This is a genomic window from Bacteroidia bacterium (assembly GCA_016218155.1).
Taxonomy (GTDB): domain Bacteria; phylum Bacteroidota; class Bacteroidia; order Bacteroidales; family GWA2-32-17; genus GWA2-32-17.
On record JACREQ010000055.1, the window covers coordinates 17,355 to 36,527 of the forward strand.

Sequence of the window (19,173 nt, forward strand, 5' to 3'; positions counted from 1 at the left end):
TGTTGTTACTCTGAGGTACTCAAAGAGTGACAATGTCATACTTCGAGTGCCTCAGTATGACTTTGGGATTTTAGAAATCAAATTACATCTTAGTGTAAGTAGCGGTTACATTCTCTGGTCCATTACCTTCATCTACAGTATATGTCCATGATATGGAATTATTATTAGAAGCAATGGTTCCGGTTCCATTAAAAATAGTCCCTTGTTGAACAGCATTCGAAATAGTAAGTGATTGTCCACTTTGGCTTGCGGGTACAGTTTTACCTAAACCTAAACCAAAAAAATTATCAATAATTATTTTATTTGATGATGTTGTATCTTTTGAAATATCTACGTAATAATTTTGTGCTCCGTAAGTGGCACTGTTCTCGACACATTTCCAGGTTCCTTCAATACTAGATGGATTATTGGTGGGATCCTCGTCTTTCTGGCATGAACTTAAATATGCAGTTGTTAAAACTAGTAAAGCAAATATTATCTTTTTCATAAAAATCATTTATTAAACAAACCTACATGAATTTTCAAAAATACACAAATTTGGTTTGAGAGTCAAGCAAAAACCAAACCATTGATTAAATCAAAATAAATTGCTATTAAAATATTAAGTTTTTCAATATTTGTTATTAATCTCTGATATACAGAGATTAAATAATATTTTTAATTCTAGATTAGAATAATTCCAAATAACTTTATTTTTCTGTATTAAAATGATTATTTTTGCACACATAAAATTAATCATGAGTCTGGCAAACATATATACTCCGATTGATTATTTACCTATAATGATTCAATCATTTGTAGTGTTAGGTTTTGTTGTAACTACAATGATTGTAACTCATATGCTTGGTCCGAAAAGAAAAACCAAGCAAAAACTCGAAAACTTTGAATGCGGAATAGAGGGAATGGGGAATGCAAGAAGTCCGTTTTCGGTTAAATATTTTGTAATTGCCATACTTTTTGTTTTATTTGATGTTGAAGTCATATTTTTATACCCGTGGGCAGTAAATTTTAAAGAGTTGGGAATTCAGGGATTTATTGGAATCGTTTCTTTTTCTGCTTTATTGCTTTCAGGTTTTGGATATTTAATGCTAAAAGGAGCATTTGATTGGGAAAAATAAAATGGTAAACTACGCTGAAGCACCGGATGGAGTTAGTGGACATGGTTATTTTGCAACCACGTTACAGAAAGCTGTTGGTTTAGCTAGAAAGAATTCGATATGGCCTTTACCATTTGCCACTTCATGCTGTGGAATTGAGTTTATGGCAACTATGGGTGCTCATTATGATTTAGCAAGATTTGGTTCAGAGCGTTTAAGTTTTTCGCCACGTCAGAGCGATTTATTAATGGTAATGGGAACAGTTGCAAAAAAAATGGGACCGGTTCTTAAAGAAGTATATATTCAAATGGCTGAACCACGTTGGGTAATTGCAGTTGGTGCATGTGCTTCAAGTGGAGGAATTTTCGATACTTATAGCGTAATGCAGGGAATTGATAGAGTTATTCCTGTTGATGTATATGTGCCTGGTTGTCCGCCCAGACCTGAACAAATTATAGATGGTATAATGAAAATTCAGGATTTAATTGGTAGTGAAAGTTTGAGGCGTCGACAAAGCGAAGAATACAAAAGACTTTTAAATTCTTATGGTATAGATTAAAAATTATGTTTGTTGTTAATAACAATATAGTAGAAATTCTTAAAAACAAATTGCAGGAGCATTTTGGCTCAGATGTTTCATCATTTGAGATAATTAAGGATATTCCTACTTTTACTATTACTAAAAACAGAATTGTTGAGCTTTTACGCTTTTTACATAAAGATAAAGAATTGCAATTCCAGTTTTTAACAACTCTATGTGGAATGCATTTTCCGGATTCAGATCAGCAATTTGGAGTTGTATACCACTTACATAGTTTTAAAAATAATTTACGAATCAGAATAAAATCATTTACCTCTGGTAATAACCCTGAATTTCCTTCAGCTACAGGAATTTTTAAAGCTGCAAACTGGATGGAAAGAGAAGCTTATGATTTTTTTGGGATAAAATTTTCCTGTCACCCAAATTTGAAACGTATTTTAAATATGGAGGATATTGATTTTTTCCCGATGAGAAAAGATTATCCTTTGGAAGATCAGACAAGAGAAGATAAAAACGATAAAATGTTTGGAAGATAATTAATGGAAAATCTGGAAGAAGATATTAGTAAATATATTGATCCCGCAGATATTGCGCACGAGGAGCATAAAGAGTTTATTACTCTTAATCTTGGTCCAACGCATCCTGCCACTCATGGGGTTTTCCAGAATATTCTTACAATGGATGGTGAATTTATTGACCATACAGAACAAACTATAGGATATATTCATCGTGCATTCGAAAAAATTGCAGAACATCGTCCATTTTATCAGATAACACCATTGCTCGATCGCATGAATTATTGCTCGTCGCCCATAAATAATATGGGTTGGCATATGACAGTTGAAAAACTTTTAGATATTCAATTACCCAAACGAGTAGAATATCTTCGGATTATTGTTATGGAACTTGCAAGAATCTCAGATCACCTGATTTGTAATTCGGTTATAGGAGTTGATAGTGGAGCTTTAACCGGTTTTGTTTACCTTTTTGAAAAACGCGAAGAGATTTACGAAATATACGAAGAGATTTGTGGTACTCGCCTTACAACAAATATGGGTCGTGTTGGTGGTTTCGAAAGAAACTTCAGTGATCTGGCCTGGGTAAAAATTAAAAAGTTTTTAAAAGAATTTCCAGTTGTTTTAAAAGAATTTGAAAGTCTGTTGTTACGAAATAGAATTTTCATGAACAGAACTATTGGTGTTGGTCCAATTGAAGCAAATAAAGCTTTGAATTATGGCTTTGCCGGACCAAACCTTAGAGCTGCAGGTGTTGATTATGATGTTAGAGTAATGAACCCATACAGTTCATACGAAGATTTTGATTTTGATATTCCTGTTGGAACACAAGGCGATACATACGATCGGTTTACAGTTCGTGGTGAAGAGATGTGGCAGAGTCTTAGAATTATTCAACAGGCAATAGAAAAAATTGAGAAAATGGATGATAAGACAATATTTCAGGCGGATTATCCAAGCGTAGTTTTACCTAAAAAGGAGAAAGTCTATAACAATATGGAAGCATTAATTTACCATTTTAAAATTGTGATGGGTGAAATTGATGCTCCAAAAGGAGAAATTTATCATTGTGTTGAAGGTGGTAATGGTGAACTTGGATATTATCTTGTAAGTGATGGCGGAAGAACACCATATCGTTTGCATTTCAGAAGACCTTGTTTTATTTACTATCAGGCATTTCCTGAAATGATTAAAGGAAGTATGTTATCGGATGCAATATTAACAATGAGCAGTATGAATGTTATTGCAGGAGAGTTAGATGCATGATGAAAGTAATTAATTAAAGTCACCTTGAGCGTAGTCGAAAGGTGAACACACTTCGACTACGCTCAGTGTGCCAAAAAAAGTGAAATGTTGAAATAAGAATGAACGTTGAACAAAAAATAATATTCTCAGAACAAACCCTTGCAATTGTAAGCAAGATTGTTTCTCATTACCCTGAAGGAAAACAAAAGTCAGCGTTGTTGCCTGTATTACACATTGCACAAGCAGAATTTGGTGGATGGCTCTCAGTTCCTGTAATGGACTATGTTGCTTCAATTTTAAATATTCTTCCTATTGAAGTATATGAAGTAGCAACATTTTATTCAATGTATAATACAAAACCAGTTGGTAATTGTGTTATTGAGATTTGCAGAACAGGACCATGTTGGCTTTGTGGTGCCGAAGAAATTATTTCACATTTAGAAAGCAAACTTAAAATAAAAGCAGGCGAAACAACTGCTGATGGCAAGTTTACAATAAAACTTGTAGAATGTTTAGCCGATTGTGGAAATGCACCGGTAATTCAGGTGGGTTGGGATTATCATGGAAACATGACAAAAGAAAAAGCAGATGAATTAATAATAGATTTTGATAAAAATAATAAAGTAAGTCATAAAAACCCTTACGAAATATAACAAATTGTAAATTGGAAAAGAAAATTCTTTTGGCGAATATAGAAACTCCTGATTTCGGAAAGTTTGAAACTTTCAGGAAACAGGGTGGTTATGCGGCGGTTGAAAAAGCGCTCAAAACCATGTCGCCAGAGAATGTAGTAGATGAGGTTAAAAAATCAGGATTACGTGGTCGTGGTGGTGCGGGATTCCCTACAGGATTGAAATGGAGTTTTATTGATAAAAGCACAAACAATCCACGTTATTTGTTATGCAATGCTGACGAGGGTGAGCCGGGAACATTTAAAGATCATTATTTGATTCTTAAAAACCCACACTTACTTATTGAAGGAATGATACTTTCGAGTTTTGCTTTAGGTGCAAATACTGCTTATATTTTCCTTAGAGGTGAATGGTTTTACCTGATGAAAATTCTTGATCAGGCTATAGAAGAAGCATATGCAAAAGGGTATTTAGGTAAAAATATTTTAGGAACAGATTTTTCTCTTGATTTATATTGCCACCCTGGTGGTGGAGCTTATATTTGCGGCGAAGAAACCGCATTGATTGAAGCTCTGGAAGGCAAACGTGGAAATCCACGCATGAAACCACCATTCCCTGCAATTAAAGGTTTATACCAAAATCCAACCTGTGTTAACAACGTGGAAACAATTGCTGCTGTTCCATGGATAATAAATAATGGAGGTTGTGAATATGCAAATGTGGGTATTGGAAAAAGCACTGGAACAAAATTGATTTCAGCATGTGGACATATAAATAAACCTGGAGTTTATGAAATTGAAATGGGTTTACCTGTTGAAGAATTTATTTATTCTGAAAAATATTTAGGTGGAATTAAAAACGGGAAAAAGTTAAAAGCTGTAATTGCGGGAGGAAGTTCGGTTCCTATTCTTCCAACTGAACTAATTTTAAAAACTGCTAAAGGTGAGCCTCGCTTACTTTCTTATGAATCACTTGCAGATGGAGGTTTTGAAACAGGAACAATGATGGGTTCGGGTGGATTTATTGTTATGGATGAAACAACGTGCATGGTTAAAAGCCTTTTAAATTATTCAAGATTTTATCATCACGAATCGTGTGGACAATGCAGTCCATGCCGTGAAGGAACAGGATGGATGGAGAAAATATTGCACAGAATTGAGCATGGACAAGGAAATATGCATGATATTGATTTGTTGGTTGATATTGCAAAACATGTTGAAGGTAATACAATTTGTCCTTTGGGTGAAGCTGCAGCATGGCCGGTAAGATCAAGTATTTTGCATTTTCGTAAAGAATTTGAAGCACATGTAATAAATAAAAAATGTACTTTTAACAATGGTTAAAGTAACTATAGATAATATTGAAGTTGAAGTTGAACCCGGCACCACTATTTTGAATGCCGCACGTAAGATTGGAGGAAAAATTGTTCCACCAGCAATGTGCTATTATTCAAAATTAAAAGGAACTGGTGGAAAATGCAGAACCTGTCTTGTTAAAGTAACAAAGGGCTCAGAAAAAGACCCTCGCCCAATGCCGAAATTAGTACCTTCATGTTCAACTGCAGTGATGGATGGAATGGTAGTTCAAAATATTACCTCACCTGAAGTGCTTGAAGCAAGAAAAGCCATTGTTGAATTTTTACTAATAAACCATCCGTTGGATTGTCCAGTATGCGATCAGGCTGGTGAGTGCGATTTGCAGAATCTTTCTTATGAGCATGGATTATCTGAAACCAGATACGAAGAAGAAAGAAGAACATTTGAAAAAATAGATATTGGCGATAAGATTCAATTACACATGACTCGCTGTATTCTTTGTTATCGTTGTGTGTTTGTTGCTGATCAGTTAACTGAGAAAAGGGTTCATGGCATTATGAACCGTGGCGATGTTGCAGAAATCAGCACCTATATTAAAAATTCTGTTGATAATGAATTTTCCGGTAATATGATTGATGCGTGTCCCGTTGGTGCATTAACAGATAAAACTTTCCGTTTTAAAAGTCGTGTATGGTTTGCTAAAGCTTGCGATGCTCACAGAAATTGTACACATTGTGGCGGAAAAGTAACAGTATGGATGGCCGGAAATGATATTTTAAGAGTTACTGGAAGAAAAGATAAATACGGAGAAGTTGAAGAATTTATATGTAACGAATGTAGATTTGAAAAGAAAGATTTAAAAGATTGGGTAATTGAAGGTCCGCGGAAAATAAGCCGTGAATCGGTGATTTCACAGAATCATTATATGAATAAAAACAAACCCGAAAAGAAAAAATAATGGAATTTGCTACCATTTTGTTCAAGACCATACTGCTATTCGTAATATTTGTTATTACGTTACTTGTAGCAATGTATGCAACATGGGCAGAAAGGAAAGTTGCTGCATTTATTCAGGACAGGCGAGGACCAAACAGGGCAGGACCAATGGGATTATTACAACCTCTTGCAGATGGCTTAAAAATGTTTATGAAAGAGGAAATTATTCCGATGACCGCTAATCGTGTTCTCTTTATTATGGGTCCAAGTATTGCAATGACTACTGCATGTTTAACAGGAGCAATAATTCCATGGGGTGGGAATTTAACAATTAACAATAAAATATATTCGCTGCAGATTACCGATTTAAATATTGGAATACTTTACATTTTTGCAATGGTTTCCATTGGTGTCTATGGTATAATGATTGGTGGCTGGGCATCAAATAATAAATATTCTCTACTTGGTGCTATTCGTGCAGCTTCGCAGATGATAAGTTACGAATTAGCAATGGGATTATCCATTATTACCCTAGTCTTAACAACTGGTACACTAAGTCTAAGCGAAATAGTAGATCAACAACAAGGCTGGCACTGGAATATATTTTATCATCCTTTGGGTTTTATAATTTTTTTAATTTGTGCATTTGCAGAGTGTAACCGTTCTCCTTTTGATTTACCAGAATGTGAAACGGAGTTAATAGGTGGTTATCATACTGAATATAGCAGTATGAAACTTGGTTTTTATCTTTTTGCAGAATATATAAATATGTTTATTTCAGCTGCTGTTATATCAACATTATATTTTGGCGGATATCATATGCCATTTATACATCATCTTGATTTATCACCAAATGTTATGACATTAATTGGAAGTGCATTTTTCTTTTTAAAAATATTCTTTTTTATATTTTTATTCATGTGGGTAAGGTGGACATTACCACGTTTCCGTTTTGATCAATTAATGAATTTAGGCTGGAAAAGGTTATTACCATTGGGAATAATAAATATGTTTATTACAGCATTAATAATTTTATTAAACGAATATTTGTAGGTAACATTGTATATGGAAAAGTTAACAGGCAGATCAAAAGTTGTTTCTAACAAAAAGTTATCTTTTTGGGAGAGCATATATTTGCCTGCAATTATTGGAGGAATGTTTATAACAATAAAGCATTTTTTCAGAAAAAAAGTAACTATTAATGTACCGGAACAAACTAGAAAGAGATCTGATGTTTATCGTGGAATGCATGTTTTAAAAAGAGATGATGAAGGTCGTGAGCGTTGTACGGCATGCGGATTATGTGCTTTGTCGTGCCCTGCAGAAGCGATTACAATGGTTGCTGCTGAAAGAAAACCAGGCGAAGAACATTTGTATCGTGAAGAAAAATATGCAACTATTTATGAAATAAATATGTTGCGTTGTATTTTCTGTGGCGACTGTGAGGAAGCCTGTCCTAAAGAGGCAATTTTCTTAACCGACAGATTAGTTGAAAGCGAATACAAAAGAAAAACTTTTATTTATGGCAAAGATCTTTTAGTTGAACCATTAGAAAAGGATAAACGTATTGATGTTTCAAAACGTCAGACACCAGAAGTATTAGAATTTAAAAAGAATAAAAAATTAACACATAACAAATAAGATGGCATTTCTATTTTACCTATTATCTGGAATTGCTTTATTAAGTGCACTGATGGTGGTCTTGTCAAAGAGTCCCATTAATAGTGTGATTTATCTTATTGTTTGCTTTCTTGCAATTGCCGGTCATTATATACTTTTAAATGCTCAGTTTCTTGCAGTGGTTCATATTATTGTATACACTGGTGCTATTATGGTTGTGTTCCTTTTTGTAATTATGCTTTTGAATCTTAATAAAACCAATGAACCGCATAAATCTGTACTTACTAAATTTATGGCAGTAATTTCGGGTGGAATGTTATTTCTTGTGTTGATTGCAGCTGCCAAAGGTGTAAATGAAATGATAGTTGCAAATGAATTTGATGCAAATATTGGATTGGTTGCAAATCTTGGCAAAGTACTTTATACTGATTATATGATTCCTTTTGAAGCATCATCTGTTCTGTTCTTATCAGCAATGATAGGCGCAGTAATGCTTGGAAAGAAAGATAAAAAATAAGATAATGGAAAATATAACATCAGCGATAAGAATTATACCCCTCGAACATTATCTGTTCCTTTGTCTGGCATTGTTCTCTATAGGAGTAATTGGTGTTCTTTTCAGAAGAAATACAATTGTAATTCTAATGTGTATTGAGATGATGCTTAATTCTGTGAATCTTTTGTTAACTGCATTTTCAGCATACAGATCTGATTCTTCGGGACAAGTATTTGTGTTCTTTATTATGGTGGTTGCAGCCGCAGAAGTGGCAGTGGGATTATCCATATTGGTTATGATGAAAAGAAACGTTGATTCAATAGATATAAACTTATTAAATAAATTAAAAGACTGAGCATGTTTCAGAATTCCTGGCTCATATTATTGTTCCCTTTGTTAGGATTTGTCGTTACCGGCATTTTCAGTAAAAAGCTTACAGGAAAAACTTCTGGTATTATTGCCAGTCTTATGGTTCTGGCATCATTTGTTTATTCTGCAATATTATTTTTTCAATTAAAACAAATTACAAATTCATCTGTTTCTGTTGAACTATTTAATTGGATAAGTAGCGGCAAACTTTCAATCTCATTTGGATTTTTAATTGATCCACTTTCGGTAACAATGATGATGATAATAACAGGGGTTGGGTTCTTGATTCATCTATTCTCTATTGGTTATATGCATCATGACGAAAGAGTAAATACATATTTCTCACAACTCAATCTTTTTGTATTCTCGATGTTGTTACTTGTTATGAGTTCCAACTATTTATTAATGTTTGTTGGTTGGGAAGGTGTTGGTTTGTGTTCTTACCTATTAATTGGTTTCTGGTATAGAAAAAATGCTTTTAACAATGCTGCCCGTAAGGCTTTTATAATGAATCGTATTGGTGATTTAGGTTTTATTATAGGTTTAATTGCAATCTTCACAACATTTAATTCATTAGATTTTAATACAGTATTTTCCCAGAGTTCACATTTTTTAAGTGGAGAAACTATAATCACTTTTATAACTTTAATGTTATTTGTTGGTGCAATTGGTAAAAGTGCACAAATTCCATTATTTACATGGCTACCTGATGCAATGGCCGGACCAACTCCTGTGTCAGCATTAATACATGCAGCAACTATGGTAGCTGCTGGTATTTATCTTGTTGTTCGTAGTAGTTCATTATTTATTCTGGCACCAATTACTATGGACGTTATACTTGTTGTTGGAGTTACTACTGCTTTAGTTGCTGCAATAATTGCATTATTACAAAACGACATTAAAAAAGTATTGGCTTATTCAACTGTTAGTCAGTTGGGTTTAATGTTTATTGCGCTTGGACTTGGTGCTTTTTCTACTTCATTGTTTCATGTAACAACACATGCATTTTTTAAAGCATTATTATTCCTCGGAGCAGGCAGTATTATTCACTCATTGCAAGGACAACAGGACATTCGTTTAATGGGAGGTATTAGAAAAAGTATGCCTATAACATTTATCACATTTTTTATTGCAGTACTTGCAATTTCAGGAATTCCGCCATTTTCAGGATTCTTTTCAAAAGATGAAATTTTAGCAGAAGCATTTCATTCAAATCCATTAGTATGGGGATTAATTGTTATTACTTCAATACTGACAAGTTTTTATATGTTTCGATTATTATTTTTGGTTTTCTATGGCTCATATAGGGGGGATTCTAAAACTTTTGGGAAGATTCATGAATCACCTAAAATAATGACCATTCCGCTTATTGTTTTGGCTGTTTTAGCGTTTGCAGGTGGGTTTTTAAATATTCCAGCTATGTTTGGAGGAACTGAAAATTTTGCAACTTTCTTAAAGCCTTCAATAACTTTATTTAATGATTTTGGATTTGAAACTAAAAACCATTTGACTGAAATATTACTTGCTTTAGGAGTGCTTCTTTTGATTATTGTTACAATTCTAGTTTCCTGGTATGTTTTTGTAAAAAAATCTGTGTTGCCAGTTTCAGATTCTACAAAAAGAGGAATAATTTCGAAATTTATTTATAATAAATTTTATTTCGATGAAATTTATAATTTCTTTATAATTAAGCCTTATCATTGGTTCTCAGAAAAATTCACATCATTTATTGAAACTAATATAATCGATTCAATTGTAAATGGAATAGGATCGATAGTTGTTTTTGTAGGAAATAAAGCGCGTTTATTACAAAACGGGAATATTGGTTTTTACATGTTTGTAATGATAATTGCTATGATATCAATGATTGCATGTATAATATGGTTAAAATAGAATGTATACTTTAATACTCATATTAATTCCGTTGCTTGGAAGTCTTGCAGTTCTTTTCTTTAAGAACCAAAAGATTGTTCGACCTCTTGCACTGTTGATTTCGATAGGTCAGCTTGTATTAACAGCGTACACATATTATATATTTGAAAGAGTTTGTCCTTGTAACTTTAAAGAAAATATTCCATGGATTCCTTCTCTTGGAATTAATTTTCACATTGCTTTGGATGGTGTTGGGCTGCTAATGGTATTACTAACAAATATTTTATTTCCCTTAATAATTCTTTCGGGTTTTGGTAAGAATCAGGAAAGAGCAAATATCTTTTATTCTTTAATTTTGCTTATGCAGGCTTCATTAATTGGAGTTTTTGTTTCGCAGAATGCTATATTATTTTACATTTTTTGGGAGTTGGCCCTTATCCCAATATATTTTATTGTTCTATTGTGGGGAGGTGAGCGTAGGCAATCTATAACATTAAAATTCTTTATTTATACTCTTGTTGGTAGTTTGTTTATGTTAGTTGCATTTATTTATTTGTTCTATCTAACTTCAAATACCTCATTTGAAATAAAAGAGTTTCATAAACTTACAATTTCTGCATATGACCAGAACTGGATATTTTTATTTATGTTTTTGGCTTTTGCAATTAAAATGCCATTGTTCCCTTTTCATACTTGGCAACCTGATACATACACAACTGCACCTACACAAGGCTCGATGTTGCTTTCTGGTATAATGTTAAAAATGGGTATTTTTGGAGCAATAAAATGGTTATTGCCAATTGTTCCGTTAGCACTTGTAAAATGGCAAAATCCAATTATTATACTTTCAGTAATCGGTGTCGTTTATGCTTCATTCCTTGCATTCAGACAAAAGGACTTAAAGCGAATGATTGCATATTCTTCAATTGCACATGTTGGATTGATAGGTGCAGGAATATTTGCGGGAACATTTAATTCTCTACAAGGTGTTATGGTGCAAATGTTTGCTCATGGAATCTATGTGGTAGGATTATTTTATATATCAGATATTATTGAAGAAAGATTACAAACCAGACAAATCGCAGACCTTGGCGGTATAAGAAAAATAGCCGGTAATTTTACAATTCTGTTTTTTGTAATTGTATTAGGAAGCATTGCTTTGCCACTTACAAATGGTTTTGTAGGAGAATTTTTATTGTTGTTAGGAATTTACGATATAAATGTTTGGTATACTGTTGTTGGTGGTTTAGGAATGATAATGGGAGCAGTATATATGCTTTTTACTTATCAAAGAATTATGCTTGGTGAATCTAATAAATTAACAGATAGCTTTATTGACATTAAAAAGCATGAGTGGTTTGTACTTATTCCTATTTGTATTTTAATATTATTTTTTGGAGTTCATCCACAACCATTAATTGATTTAACACAATCCACAATATTAGAAATTGTAAAACAAATAAATATTATTAATTAAAATGTTTTCATTAATAACCATAGCAATTACAGGTGTTCTACTACTTTATCTGGGGTTTCTAAAAAACCGCTGGATATATATTTCTGTGGCTATTACCGGATTAATTACTGCACTAGCATTTTCTGTTTTTTCGTGGAATTCTGTAGAAAGCAGTTTTAGTAATATGCTAATTGTTAATAATTATGCTGTTGCCTTTAATTCATTAATGATATTTACCACATTACTTATTTTTCTTCTTGCTCCTCATTATTTTAAAGGTATAGAAAAAAATGTTCCTGAAATATATGCTTTGCTAATATTCTCGCTTGCAGGTGCATGTATGGTAACATCATTCGATAATTTAACTATGCTTTTTATTGGGATAGAAACAATGTCGATTCCATTATACATACTTGCAGGAAGTAAGAAATTCTCAATTCGCTCCAATGAGGCATCATTTAAATATTTTATTTTCAGTTCTCTTGCTACTGCAATTTTCTTATTGGGAATTACATTAGTTTACGGAATGGTAGGCTCATTTCATGTAGGTGATATTTCTAATTATTTTACAATAACAAAGGAAATACCTTCAATTTTGAAAGTAGGAATTGTATTACTTGTAATAAGTTTTGGATTTAAAATAGCAGCAGTTCCATTTCATTTCTGGGCTCCTGATGTTTATGAGGGTTCGCCTACGTTGATAACGGCATTTATGGCGACGGTTGTTAAAATTGCAGGATTTGCAGCATTCTATAAATTGTTATCTTCTTGTTTTATTTTAATTCCAGACACATGGCATCACCTTATCTTAGGTTTGTCAGTATTGTCTTTAATTGTTGGAAATGTAGGAGCTATTAAGCAAAAAGATGTAAAAAGAATGTTGGCTTATTCCAGTATTTCGCATACGGGATTTATGTTATTTGCAGTTTTGTCTTTTAACACTTTTTCGGCAAGTTCTTTATTGTACTACTCTTTTGCTTATGCTTTATCAACAATAGCGGCATTTGGAGTCTTAATGGTTGTAAAAAATCACATGAGCGCTGATGGTTCTATTGAGGCGTTTAATGGGTTGGCAAAAAAGAATCCTATACTGGCAATTGTTATGACAATATCAATGCTCTCTATGGCAGGGATTCCAGTAACTTCAGGATTTTTTGCGAAATATTATATTTTTGTTTCGGCTATTCAGGGAGAATTGTTGTGGATGGTAATAGTTGGAATTATTGCAGCTCTTGTTGGAGTTGCATATTATTTAAAATTAATTATTGCCATGTTTGCAAAAACCAGCGAGACTGAGAAAATTGTTACTAGCCCACTTTATGTAACATCTTTACTTGTAGCTGCAATATTAATTCTGATAGCAGGGATATTGCCGAATTTGATTGTTTCGTTGATATAGCATTTGGTATTATTGTAATAAATTAAAGGGTTTGTTTTTGATTATTTGTACGTCTATAAACTTTTCTTGTATTTATACCAATACCTACTTTAATTTCAGCAAAAAATTCACTTTTTTGATTACATGTTTTATTGGGTATTATATATCCAACTTCAATAGATGCTACAGTTCTGATGCGTCCCATTGAATAATTGTTAGTTGTTATACCGTAACCAATTTTAACATTATAGTTGTTTTTATTTATAGTTTCATTTTCTACTTGTTTTAAGCTGTTTTGAACTATCAAATATGGAATAATTCTGTGTTTACCAATTTTTTTAAATAGTAATTTGCTATAAATACTTATTAGGTTCATTCTAAATTTTAATCCATATTCGTTATAGTTTTTAATAAAACTTTTATTTATGCCAATTGAATAATATGGAAGAAAAAGTTTATTTGAATTTCCTCTTTCAAAATTGAAGCTAAAAGTATTAAGATATCCCGTTTGGCTGCTATAATAGCCACCTGCTAATAATGAAAATGTTTTAAAATTTGGTCCGCAATGAGCGTTTGTTAAAACAGGAATAATTACAATTAATATTATTAATACCTTTCTCAGAATAAATACTTTTAAGTTATTCATGAGTAAAACTGTAAGAAATAATATTTATTGTTTAATAGAAATAGAATTTGTTATTTAATTGAGTTCGATATAAGAGCAATGAATACATTTTAAATATAGTGCAAACATCTACATTGTTATGCTGAGCATCCTTCGCCGTAACAGAACAGCAGATGAAGTATTAATTTAATTGCTCCTTAAAGATCTTTTTTTAATTTCAATTTTATTTTTCTTTTTTCACCAACAAAAAAGAAACAAAAAACCCTCCACAAAGACTAACTCCAATTTTTATAATTAGTTCATAATAATAAATTAATAGATGAAAATAATTTATTGTAACACCGTGTATAATTAGCCCAAAAATTGTAGTTCGCACACTTTGTGGACACCCTACCGCACCGCTTCGATTAAAACTATAAAAAAACTTATAATCTTAATTAGATTAAAGAAACTATAAAAACAAGTAATTATTTAGAATAATGCTAATTCTTTAATCTCTCCAGAAAGATATATTGTTGTTCCTGTTTTTTGATTTATAACACAATGTACTAATGCTTTTGCAATGTCTTTGGCCTTTATAGATTTGTAATGTTTTAATGATCCAAATAGCAATGGGTTAAAGATCGTAATAAAGATTAAACCCATTTTTTCTCCAAATCTTTTTTCTTTTCGTGGTCCTGAAATAATTGATGGACGAAGTATTGAAAAACTTTTAATATTTATGTTTTTCATAGCTTCTTCCATTTGTCCCTTTACTTTGTTATAAAAAATAGATGAATTAGGATTTGCACCCATTGAAGATATTACTGCAACTGTATTACATCCATTATTAATTAATTTATCTGCTAAATAAACAGGCAATTCAAGGTCGATGCTTTTAAAAGCTTCTTTGGTTCTTGCTTTTTTAATTGTAGTGCCTAAACAACAAATAAAAGCATCAGCTTTAATTATATCTGACAATTTGTTATTATCTAATAAAACTTCTTTAAGTTTGTCATGTTTTATACCTGTTTGTTTTCTACCAATTGCAATTACACTTGAAATATTTTCGTTTTGCAATAATTCCTGTAAACAAAAACTTCCTGTTAAACCTGTTGCTCCTGCTATTGCTACTATCATTTTATTTTTGTTCTAAAATTATTTACTAATGTTTAAGATACCCAATACAATGTGATTTCTTGCAGTCCGCCGCGGCGGATTGTCAAGCCGCTGAAATGTATGAATATTGTTATTCGAGTTAAGTTAATCATAACGGCTTGTTGTTATTGAAGGTGGTGTTAAACAAAGTTATTGATTAAAGAAAGGAAGTGTAATAGCGGTTGTTTAACTGAAAATTAAATAGAACTGTTAAAGATTCTTTAGTGTTGCAAGATTTTAAATAACAATTTTTTATAATAAAATATTTATTACTATACTCGCCATACATTAATAAATAAGCATTATTAACTTTCCCACCAAACAACACTTTTTGCAGTGAGTCTGAATTATCTAAAATTGAATTAATTTCATTTTGGCATTCATTGTTGAGTTTATTAACATTATCAATATTATAATTAATCTTAAACGTATAATCATTAATACATTTATAAATATTTTCAGTTATTAATATGTGTTTCTTAATAAAAGTGGAATCCGTATTTTTAGTATCAATAGAATATTTTAATGCAAGATAGTTACCAACTACAGAACAAATAGCTTCGTTATATTTAATATCTATATTATATTTTTTTTGATCAATATAATTATGCATAAGTTCATGAAATACAATAATACTTAACCCTTCCTTTGTTGATGGTAAATCATTATTTAATAATGTCATTGAGTTTAAATTACCATTTAGAATAAGAACATGGTAACCTTTTTTCTTATATTCTTTATATTTTTCTTTTATTCTTTTAAGAACATTGTCGCTGTAAAAATCATAAGTAATGTATTTGTCCTCTTTTTTGATTTTATAACTCTTCATTAAAAATGACATTAAACTACTAATTTTCTGTTTATAGGACGGCTTCTCAACTTTATTTGGTAATGATACACCCAATATATAAAGTGAATCTTCAATTTTAGCTGAATCTGTATAAAAACTACCTTGAAGTTTAAATCCAGTTTCTTTAAAGAAATAGTTTTTGAGATCTTTTATAAATGTGGAGTCGCATTTAGAATTTGTAACAATGTTCTGGTAACTTATTGTTGTAGAATCATGATTATTAAAAGTTCTAACTTTATTGTCATTAGTATTACAACAAATAAACAAAAAAGAGATTAATAAAAAATGAACTATAATTCTCATAATATCAGTTTATTCCAAATTATTTTTAATAGTTTTGCATAACGTTTGAAACTACGTAACTACTAGCAATTGTTTGCAGTCGGTGTCCGCTAAGAATTTTATTTAATGTTAAAATTGCAAAATTTCGCACATTGCTAGTTGTTTTCATAGGTGGTGTTAGCACCTGTTATTTATGATGCCGTTTATAGAATCTTTTCAATTTTTTGTTTATTTTTCGAACTGTTATATTTAAGTTTCTTTCTATTGGAAGTGTGTCAAAAGTCCTAACATAATATGGAAAAGGACGTTTTAATTGTATGAACTTTTCACTTTTAATTACTAATGCACCAAAATCCATTTCTGTTCCGCCATAATAATGGCTAACTTTTTTAACACTCCAATTACCATTAGGTTCATACGAGTAATGTGAAAAACGCTGAATAGTGTCTTTTTCTATTGCTCCAAACTCTGCAATAAGAAAATACTTATTATCAAATTTAATAGTCGTGTCTGCACGTAAACTATCATTAAGAAACACTACTTTGTCAAAAAGACCATCTTTAATATTAATTGAATTATCACTTAAAAAATAATATACAGAACAAAAATTAAAATTTGTCTTAAAAGCATTTAGAATACCTAAATTATATTCGCTTTGTTTTTTTTCGAGTTTAATTGCTTTTTCATTCTTGCCTACTTCTTTTAAAGCTTCAATAGAATTTCTTTTTGTTTGTAATCTAATAAATAATGCACCGTCTTTTAATTTATTTATTTGTTCTTTGCTTAATATTCTATTTTGTTTCCTATTACTAATTTTATTCTTTTTAGTTGGTGTCTCTTGTCCAACCAATGATATAGAAATAAATAGAAATAATATTAAAATAATATTCTTAGGCATTTGTTTTAATAATTGGTGCTAACACATCGCTACTCTTACATTAATAATTTGCAATCATTTAATATCAAAAATATGCATTAACAAATTATAAAACAAAAAAATAAAGCTGTTATTTAACTTTTGTTCTTCTTCTGCGTAGTTTTGTTTGCGATTTGTTAAATGATGCAGGGAAATACTTTTCATGAATTTTCGGAATAACATCAAGGAGAATTAAAACTATTCCAACAAGAATTATTAACCCAATAAAAATATACATGCCCGGAGCCCATAATTTAATTCTCCATGGAGAAATATATGTCCTTATATAAGTCAAAAAAAGTCCAATTAATCCTAGTCCAATAACTTTTAAACCAATTTTTATGTTATCGTTTGGTATTAATTTAAATAGCTTCATTTAACTAGTAAAATTTCAGATTCTGCAAATTTACATTATTAAATAAATGATTATTTTTTTAACAGTGCTTTTTAAATTATAAATGGTATAAAATAAAACTTTAACTTTGCACAAAAATTAACTAAACCCTTTTAGCAATGGATATTTTTGATAAAATCAAAGACCAGAAAGGTCAACTAGGTCAATACCAGAGCGTTGCTCATGGCTATTTTGCTTTTCCAAAATTGGAAGGTGAAATTGCTCCACGTATGAAATTTCGCGGAAAAGAAGTTTTAACATGGAGTTTGAATAATTATTTGGGTCTGGCTAATCATCCTGAAGTTAGAAAAGCTGATGCAGATGCAGCTGAAAAGTGGGGAATGGCATACCCAATGGGAGCAAGAATGATGTCAGGTCATACTTCAATTCATGAAGAATTAGAACAAAAACTTGCTCAGTTTGTAGGTAAAGAAGATGCATACTTATTAAACTTTGGATATCAGGGAATGGTATCAATTATTGATGCATTAGTAAATCGTAATGATGTTATTGTTTATGATAGCGAGGCACATGCCTGTATTATGGATGGGCTAAGATTACATATCGGAAAACGTTTTGTTTACCCTCATAACGATATCGAAAGATTACGTCACCAATTAGAACATGCAAAAAAAGTAGTTGAAAAAACCAATGGTGGTATTTTGGTAATAACCGAAGGAGTATTCGGAATGGCTGGCGATTTAGGTAAATTAAAAGAAATAGTTGAACTTAAAAAAGAATACGATTTTAGATTCTTGGTTGATGATGCTCATGGTTTTGGAACTATGGGTGCAACAGGAGCTGGAACAGGTGAACATTTTGGTGTTCAGGATGGCATAGATATTTATTTTTCAACTTTTGCTAAATCCATGGCAGGTATCGGTGGTTTTGTTGCTTCAACCGAAATGGTTGTTGATTACCTAAGATATAATATGCGTTCTCAGATTTATGCAAAATCTCTTCCAATGCCTATGGTTATTGGTGCTTTAAAACGTTTGGAGCTTTTGCAAAATCATCCTGAAATTCGTGAACATTTATGGAATGTTGTAAAAAGATTACAATCAGGATTAAAAGCAGAAGGACTTAACCTTGGTAAAACAGAATCGTGTGTAACTCCTGTTTTCCTTGATGGAGGTATTCCTGAAGCAACAAATCTTTCTTTTGATTTAAGAGAAAATTATGGTGTGTTCTGTTCTATAGTAATATATCCTGTTGTTCCTAAGGATGTTATTATGTTAAGGGTTATACCAACTGCAGCACATACTTTTGAAGATGTAGATTATACTATTAAAGCTTTTAAAGCTGTAAAAGAAAATTTAGCTGCTAATAAATATTCAAAAGAAACATTGGCTAAAGTAAGATAATTCTAAAATTGAAATATTTGAAAGGCTTCCTGAAAAGGAGGCCTTTTTTTAATGCTTACTTATTGTCGTTTTAGTTATTGGGATTGAAAATCCTCAATTATAATCATCTGGATTACAACTTATTTTAGCGAA

The 19,173-nt window shown here is 31.4% G+C and carries 21 protein-coding genes; 15 read left to right on the forward strand and 6 right to left on the reverse strand.

Features of this window, described 5'->3' with window-relative positions:
• Window positions 1–82: 82 nt before the first annotated feature.
• Window positions 83–487 carry a hypothetical protein gene (locus HY951_10320; protein MBI5540442.1) on the reverse strand — a complete coding sequence of 135 codons (405 nt, stop codon included), beginning with the start codon at window positions 485–487 and terminating at the stop codon, window positions 83–85.
• Between the two features lie 256 nt (window positions 488–743).
• Here HY951_10320 and HY951_10325 point away from each other — a divergent pair, with 256 nt between their 5' ends.
• The 14 genes from HY951_10325 to HY951_10390 all read left to right on the forward strand — a co-directional run bounded on the left by HY951_10325 (window position 744) and on the right by HY951_10390 (window position 13,494).
• Window positions 744–1,118, forward strand: coding sequence for an NADH-quinone oxidoreductase subunit A (locus tag HY951_10325; GenBank protein MBI5540443.1), 375 nt, complete (start codon window positions 744–746; stop codon window positions 1,116–1,118).
• 1 nt (window position 1,119) lies between these two features.
• Window positions 1,120–1,656 carry an NADH-quinone oxidoreductase subunit B gene (locus tag HY951_10330; GenBank protein ID MBI5540444.1) on the forward strand — a complete coding sequence of 179 codons (537 nt, stop codon included), beginning with the start codon at window positions 1,120–1,122 and terminating at the stop codon, window positions 1,654–1,656.
• A gap of 5 nt (window positions 1,657–1,661) precedes the next feature.
• Window positions 1,662–2,174 (forward strand): NADH-quinone oxidoreductase subunit C, encoded by a 513-nt coding sequence (locus HY951_10335; protein ID MBI5540445.1) that lies wholly within the window; start codon window positions 1,662–1,664, stop codon window positions 2,172–2,174.
• Between the two features lie 3 nt (window positions 2,175–2,177).
• Window positions 2,178–3,419 carry an NADH-quinone oxidoreductase subunit D gene (locus HY951_10340; GenBank protein ID MBI5540446.1) on the forward strand — a complete coding sequence of 414 codons (1,242 nt, stop codon included), beginning with the start codon at window positions 2,178–2,180 and terminating at the stop codon, window positions 3,417–3,419.
• Window positions 3,420–3,517: 98 nt separating this feature from the next.
• Window positions 3,518–4,051 carry an NAD(P)H-dependent oxidoreductase subunit E gene (locus HY951_10345; GenBank protein MBI5540447.1) on the forward strand — a complete coding sequence of 178 codons (534 nt, stop codon included), beginning with the start codon at window positions 3,518–3,520 and terminating at the stop codon, window positions 4,049–4,051.
• Between the two features lie 11 nt (window positions 4,052–4,062).
• Window positions 4,063–5,373: an NADH-quinone oxidoreductase subunit NuoF gene (gene nuoF, locus HY951_10350; protein ID MBI5540448.1), complete on the forward strand. Its 1,311-nt coding sequence runs from the start codon at window positions 4,063–4,065 to the stop codon at window positions 5,371–5,373.
• A complete protein-coding gene (locus HY951_10355) occupies window positions 5,366–6,304 on the forward strand; it encodes a (2Fe-2S)-binding protein (GenBank protein MBI5540449.1) in 939 nt (312 codons plus the stop codon). The genes nuoF and HY951_10355 overlap by 8 nt, the downstream gene beginning before the upstream one ends.
• Window positions 6,304–7,335 carry an NADH-quinone oxidoreductase subunit NuoH gene (gene nuoH / locus HY951_10360; protein ID MBI5540450.1) on the forward strand — a complete coding sequence of 344 codons (1,032 nt, stop codon included), beginning with the start codon at window positions 6,304–6,306 and terminating at the stop codon, window positions 7,333–7,335. The genes HY951_10355 and nuoH overlap by 1 nt, the downstream gene beginning before the upstream one ends.
• 12 nt (window positions 7,336–7,347) lie before the next feature.
• The gene (locus HY951_10365; protein MBI5540451.1) at window positions 7,348–7,923 is read left to right on the forward strand and encodes an NADH-quinone oxidoreductase subunit I; all 576 of its coding nucleotides are present in this window, start codon (window positions 7,348–7,350) and stop codon (window positions 7,921–7,923) included.
• A gap of 1 nt (window position 7,924) precedes the next feature.
• Window positions 7,925–8,419 (forward strand): NADH-quinone oxidoreductase subunit J, encoded by a 495-nt coding sequence (locus HY951_10370; GenBank protein ID MBI5540452.1) that lies wholly within the window; start codon window positions 7,925–7,927, stop codon window positions 8,417–8,419.
• Between the two features lie 4 nt (window positions 8,420–8,423).
• A complete protein-coding gene (gene nuoK / locus HY951_10375) occupies window positions 8,424–8,753 on the forward strand; it encodes an NADH-quinone oxidoreductase subunit NuoK (GenBank protein ID MBI5540453.1) in 330 nt (109 codons plus the stop codon).
• Between the two features lie 2 nt (window positions 8,754–8,755).
• Window positions 8,756–10,660 (forward strand): NADH-quinone oxidoreductase subunit L, encoded by a 1,905-nt coding sequence (gene nuoL, locus HY951_10380; protein MBI5540454.1) that lies wholly within the window; start codon window positions 8,756–8,758, stop codon window positions 10,658–10,660.
• A 1-nt stretch (window position 10,661) separates the two neighbouring features.
• Window positions 10,662–12,116 (forward strand): NuoM family protein, encoded by a 1,455-nt coding sequence (locus tag HY951_10385; protein ID MBI5540455.1) that lies wholly within the window; start codon window positions 10,662–10,664, stop codon window positions 12,114–12,116.
• Between the two features lies 1 nt (window position 12,117).
• Window positions 12,118–13,494, forward strand: a complete 1,377-nt coding sequence (locus tag HY951_10390; GenBank protein ID MBI5540456.1) for an NADH-quinone oxidoreductase subunit N — start codon at window positions 12,118–12,120, stop codon at window positions 13,492–13,494.
• Between the two features lie 22 nt (window positions 13,495–13,516).
• On the opposite strand, the gene HY951_10395 is transcribed toward HY951_10390, so the two are convergent.
• From HY951_10395 to HY951_10415, 5 genes are all read right to left on the reverse strand, one after another.
• Window positions 13,517–14,119, reverse strand: a complete 603-nt coding sequence (locus HY951_10395) for a hypothetical protein (protein MBI5540457.1) — start codon at window positions 14,117–14,119, stop codon at window positions 13,517–13,519.
• 450 nt (window positions 14,120–14,569) lie between these two features.
• Window positions 14,570–15,217: an NAD-dependent epimerase/dehydratase family protein gene (locus HY951_10400; GenBank protein ID MBI5540458.1), complete on the reverse strand. Its 648-nt coding sequence runs from the start codon at window positions 15,215–15,217 to the stop codon at window positions 14,570–14,572.
• Between the two features lie 175 nt (window positions 15,218–15,392).
• Window positions 15,393–16,388, reverse strand: a complete 996-nt coding sequence (locus HY951_10405; GenBank protein ID MBI5540459.1) for a hypothetical protein — start codon at window positions 16,386–16,388, stop codon at window positions 15,393–15,395.
• A 166-nt stretch (window positions 16,389–16,554) separates the two neighbouring features.
• Window positions 16,555–17,265 carry a hypothetical protein gene (locus tag HY951_10410; GenBank protein ID MBI5540460.1) on the reverse strand — a complete coding sequence of 237 codons (711 nt, stop codon included), beginning with the start codon at window positions 17,263–17,265 and terminating at the stop codon, window positions 16,555–16,557.
• Between the two features lie 109 nt (window positions 17,266–17,374).
• The gene (locus tag HY951_10415; GenBank protein ID MBI5540461.1) at window positions 17,375–17,659 is read right to left on the reverse strand and encodes a hypothetical protein; all 285 of its coding nucleotides are present in this window, start codon (window positions 17,657–17,659) and stop codon (window positions 17,375–17,377) included.
• Window positions 17,660–17,796: 137 nt separating this feature from the next.
• On the opposite strand from HY951_10415, the gene HY951_10420 reads away from it, so the two are divergent.
• Window positions 17,797–19,041 (forward strand): pyridoxal phosphate-dependent aminotransferase family protein, encoded by a 1,245-nt coding sequence (locus HY951_10420; protein MBI5540462.1) that lies wholly within the window; start codon window positions 17,797–17,799, stop codon window positions 19,039–19,041.
• Window positions 19,042–19,173: the final 132 nt, after the last annotated feature.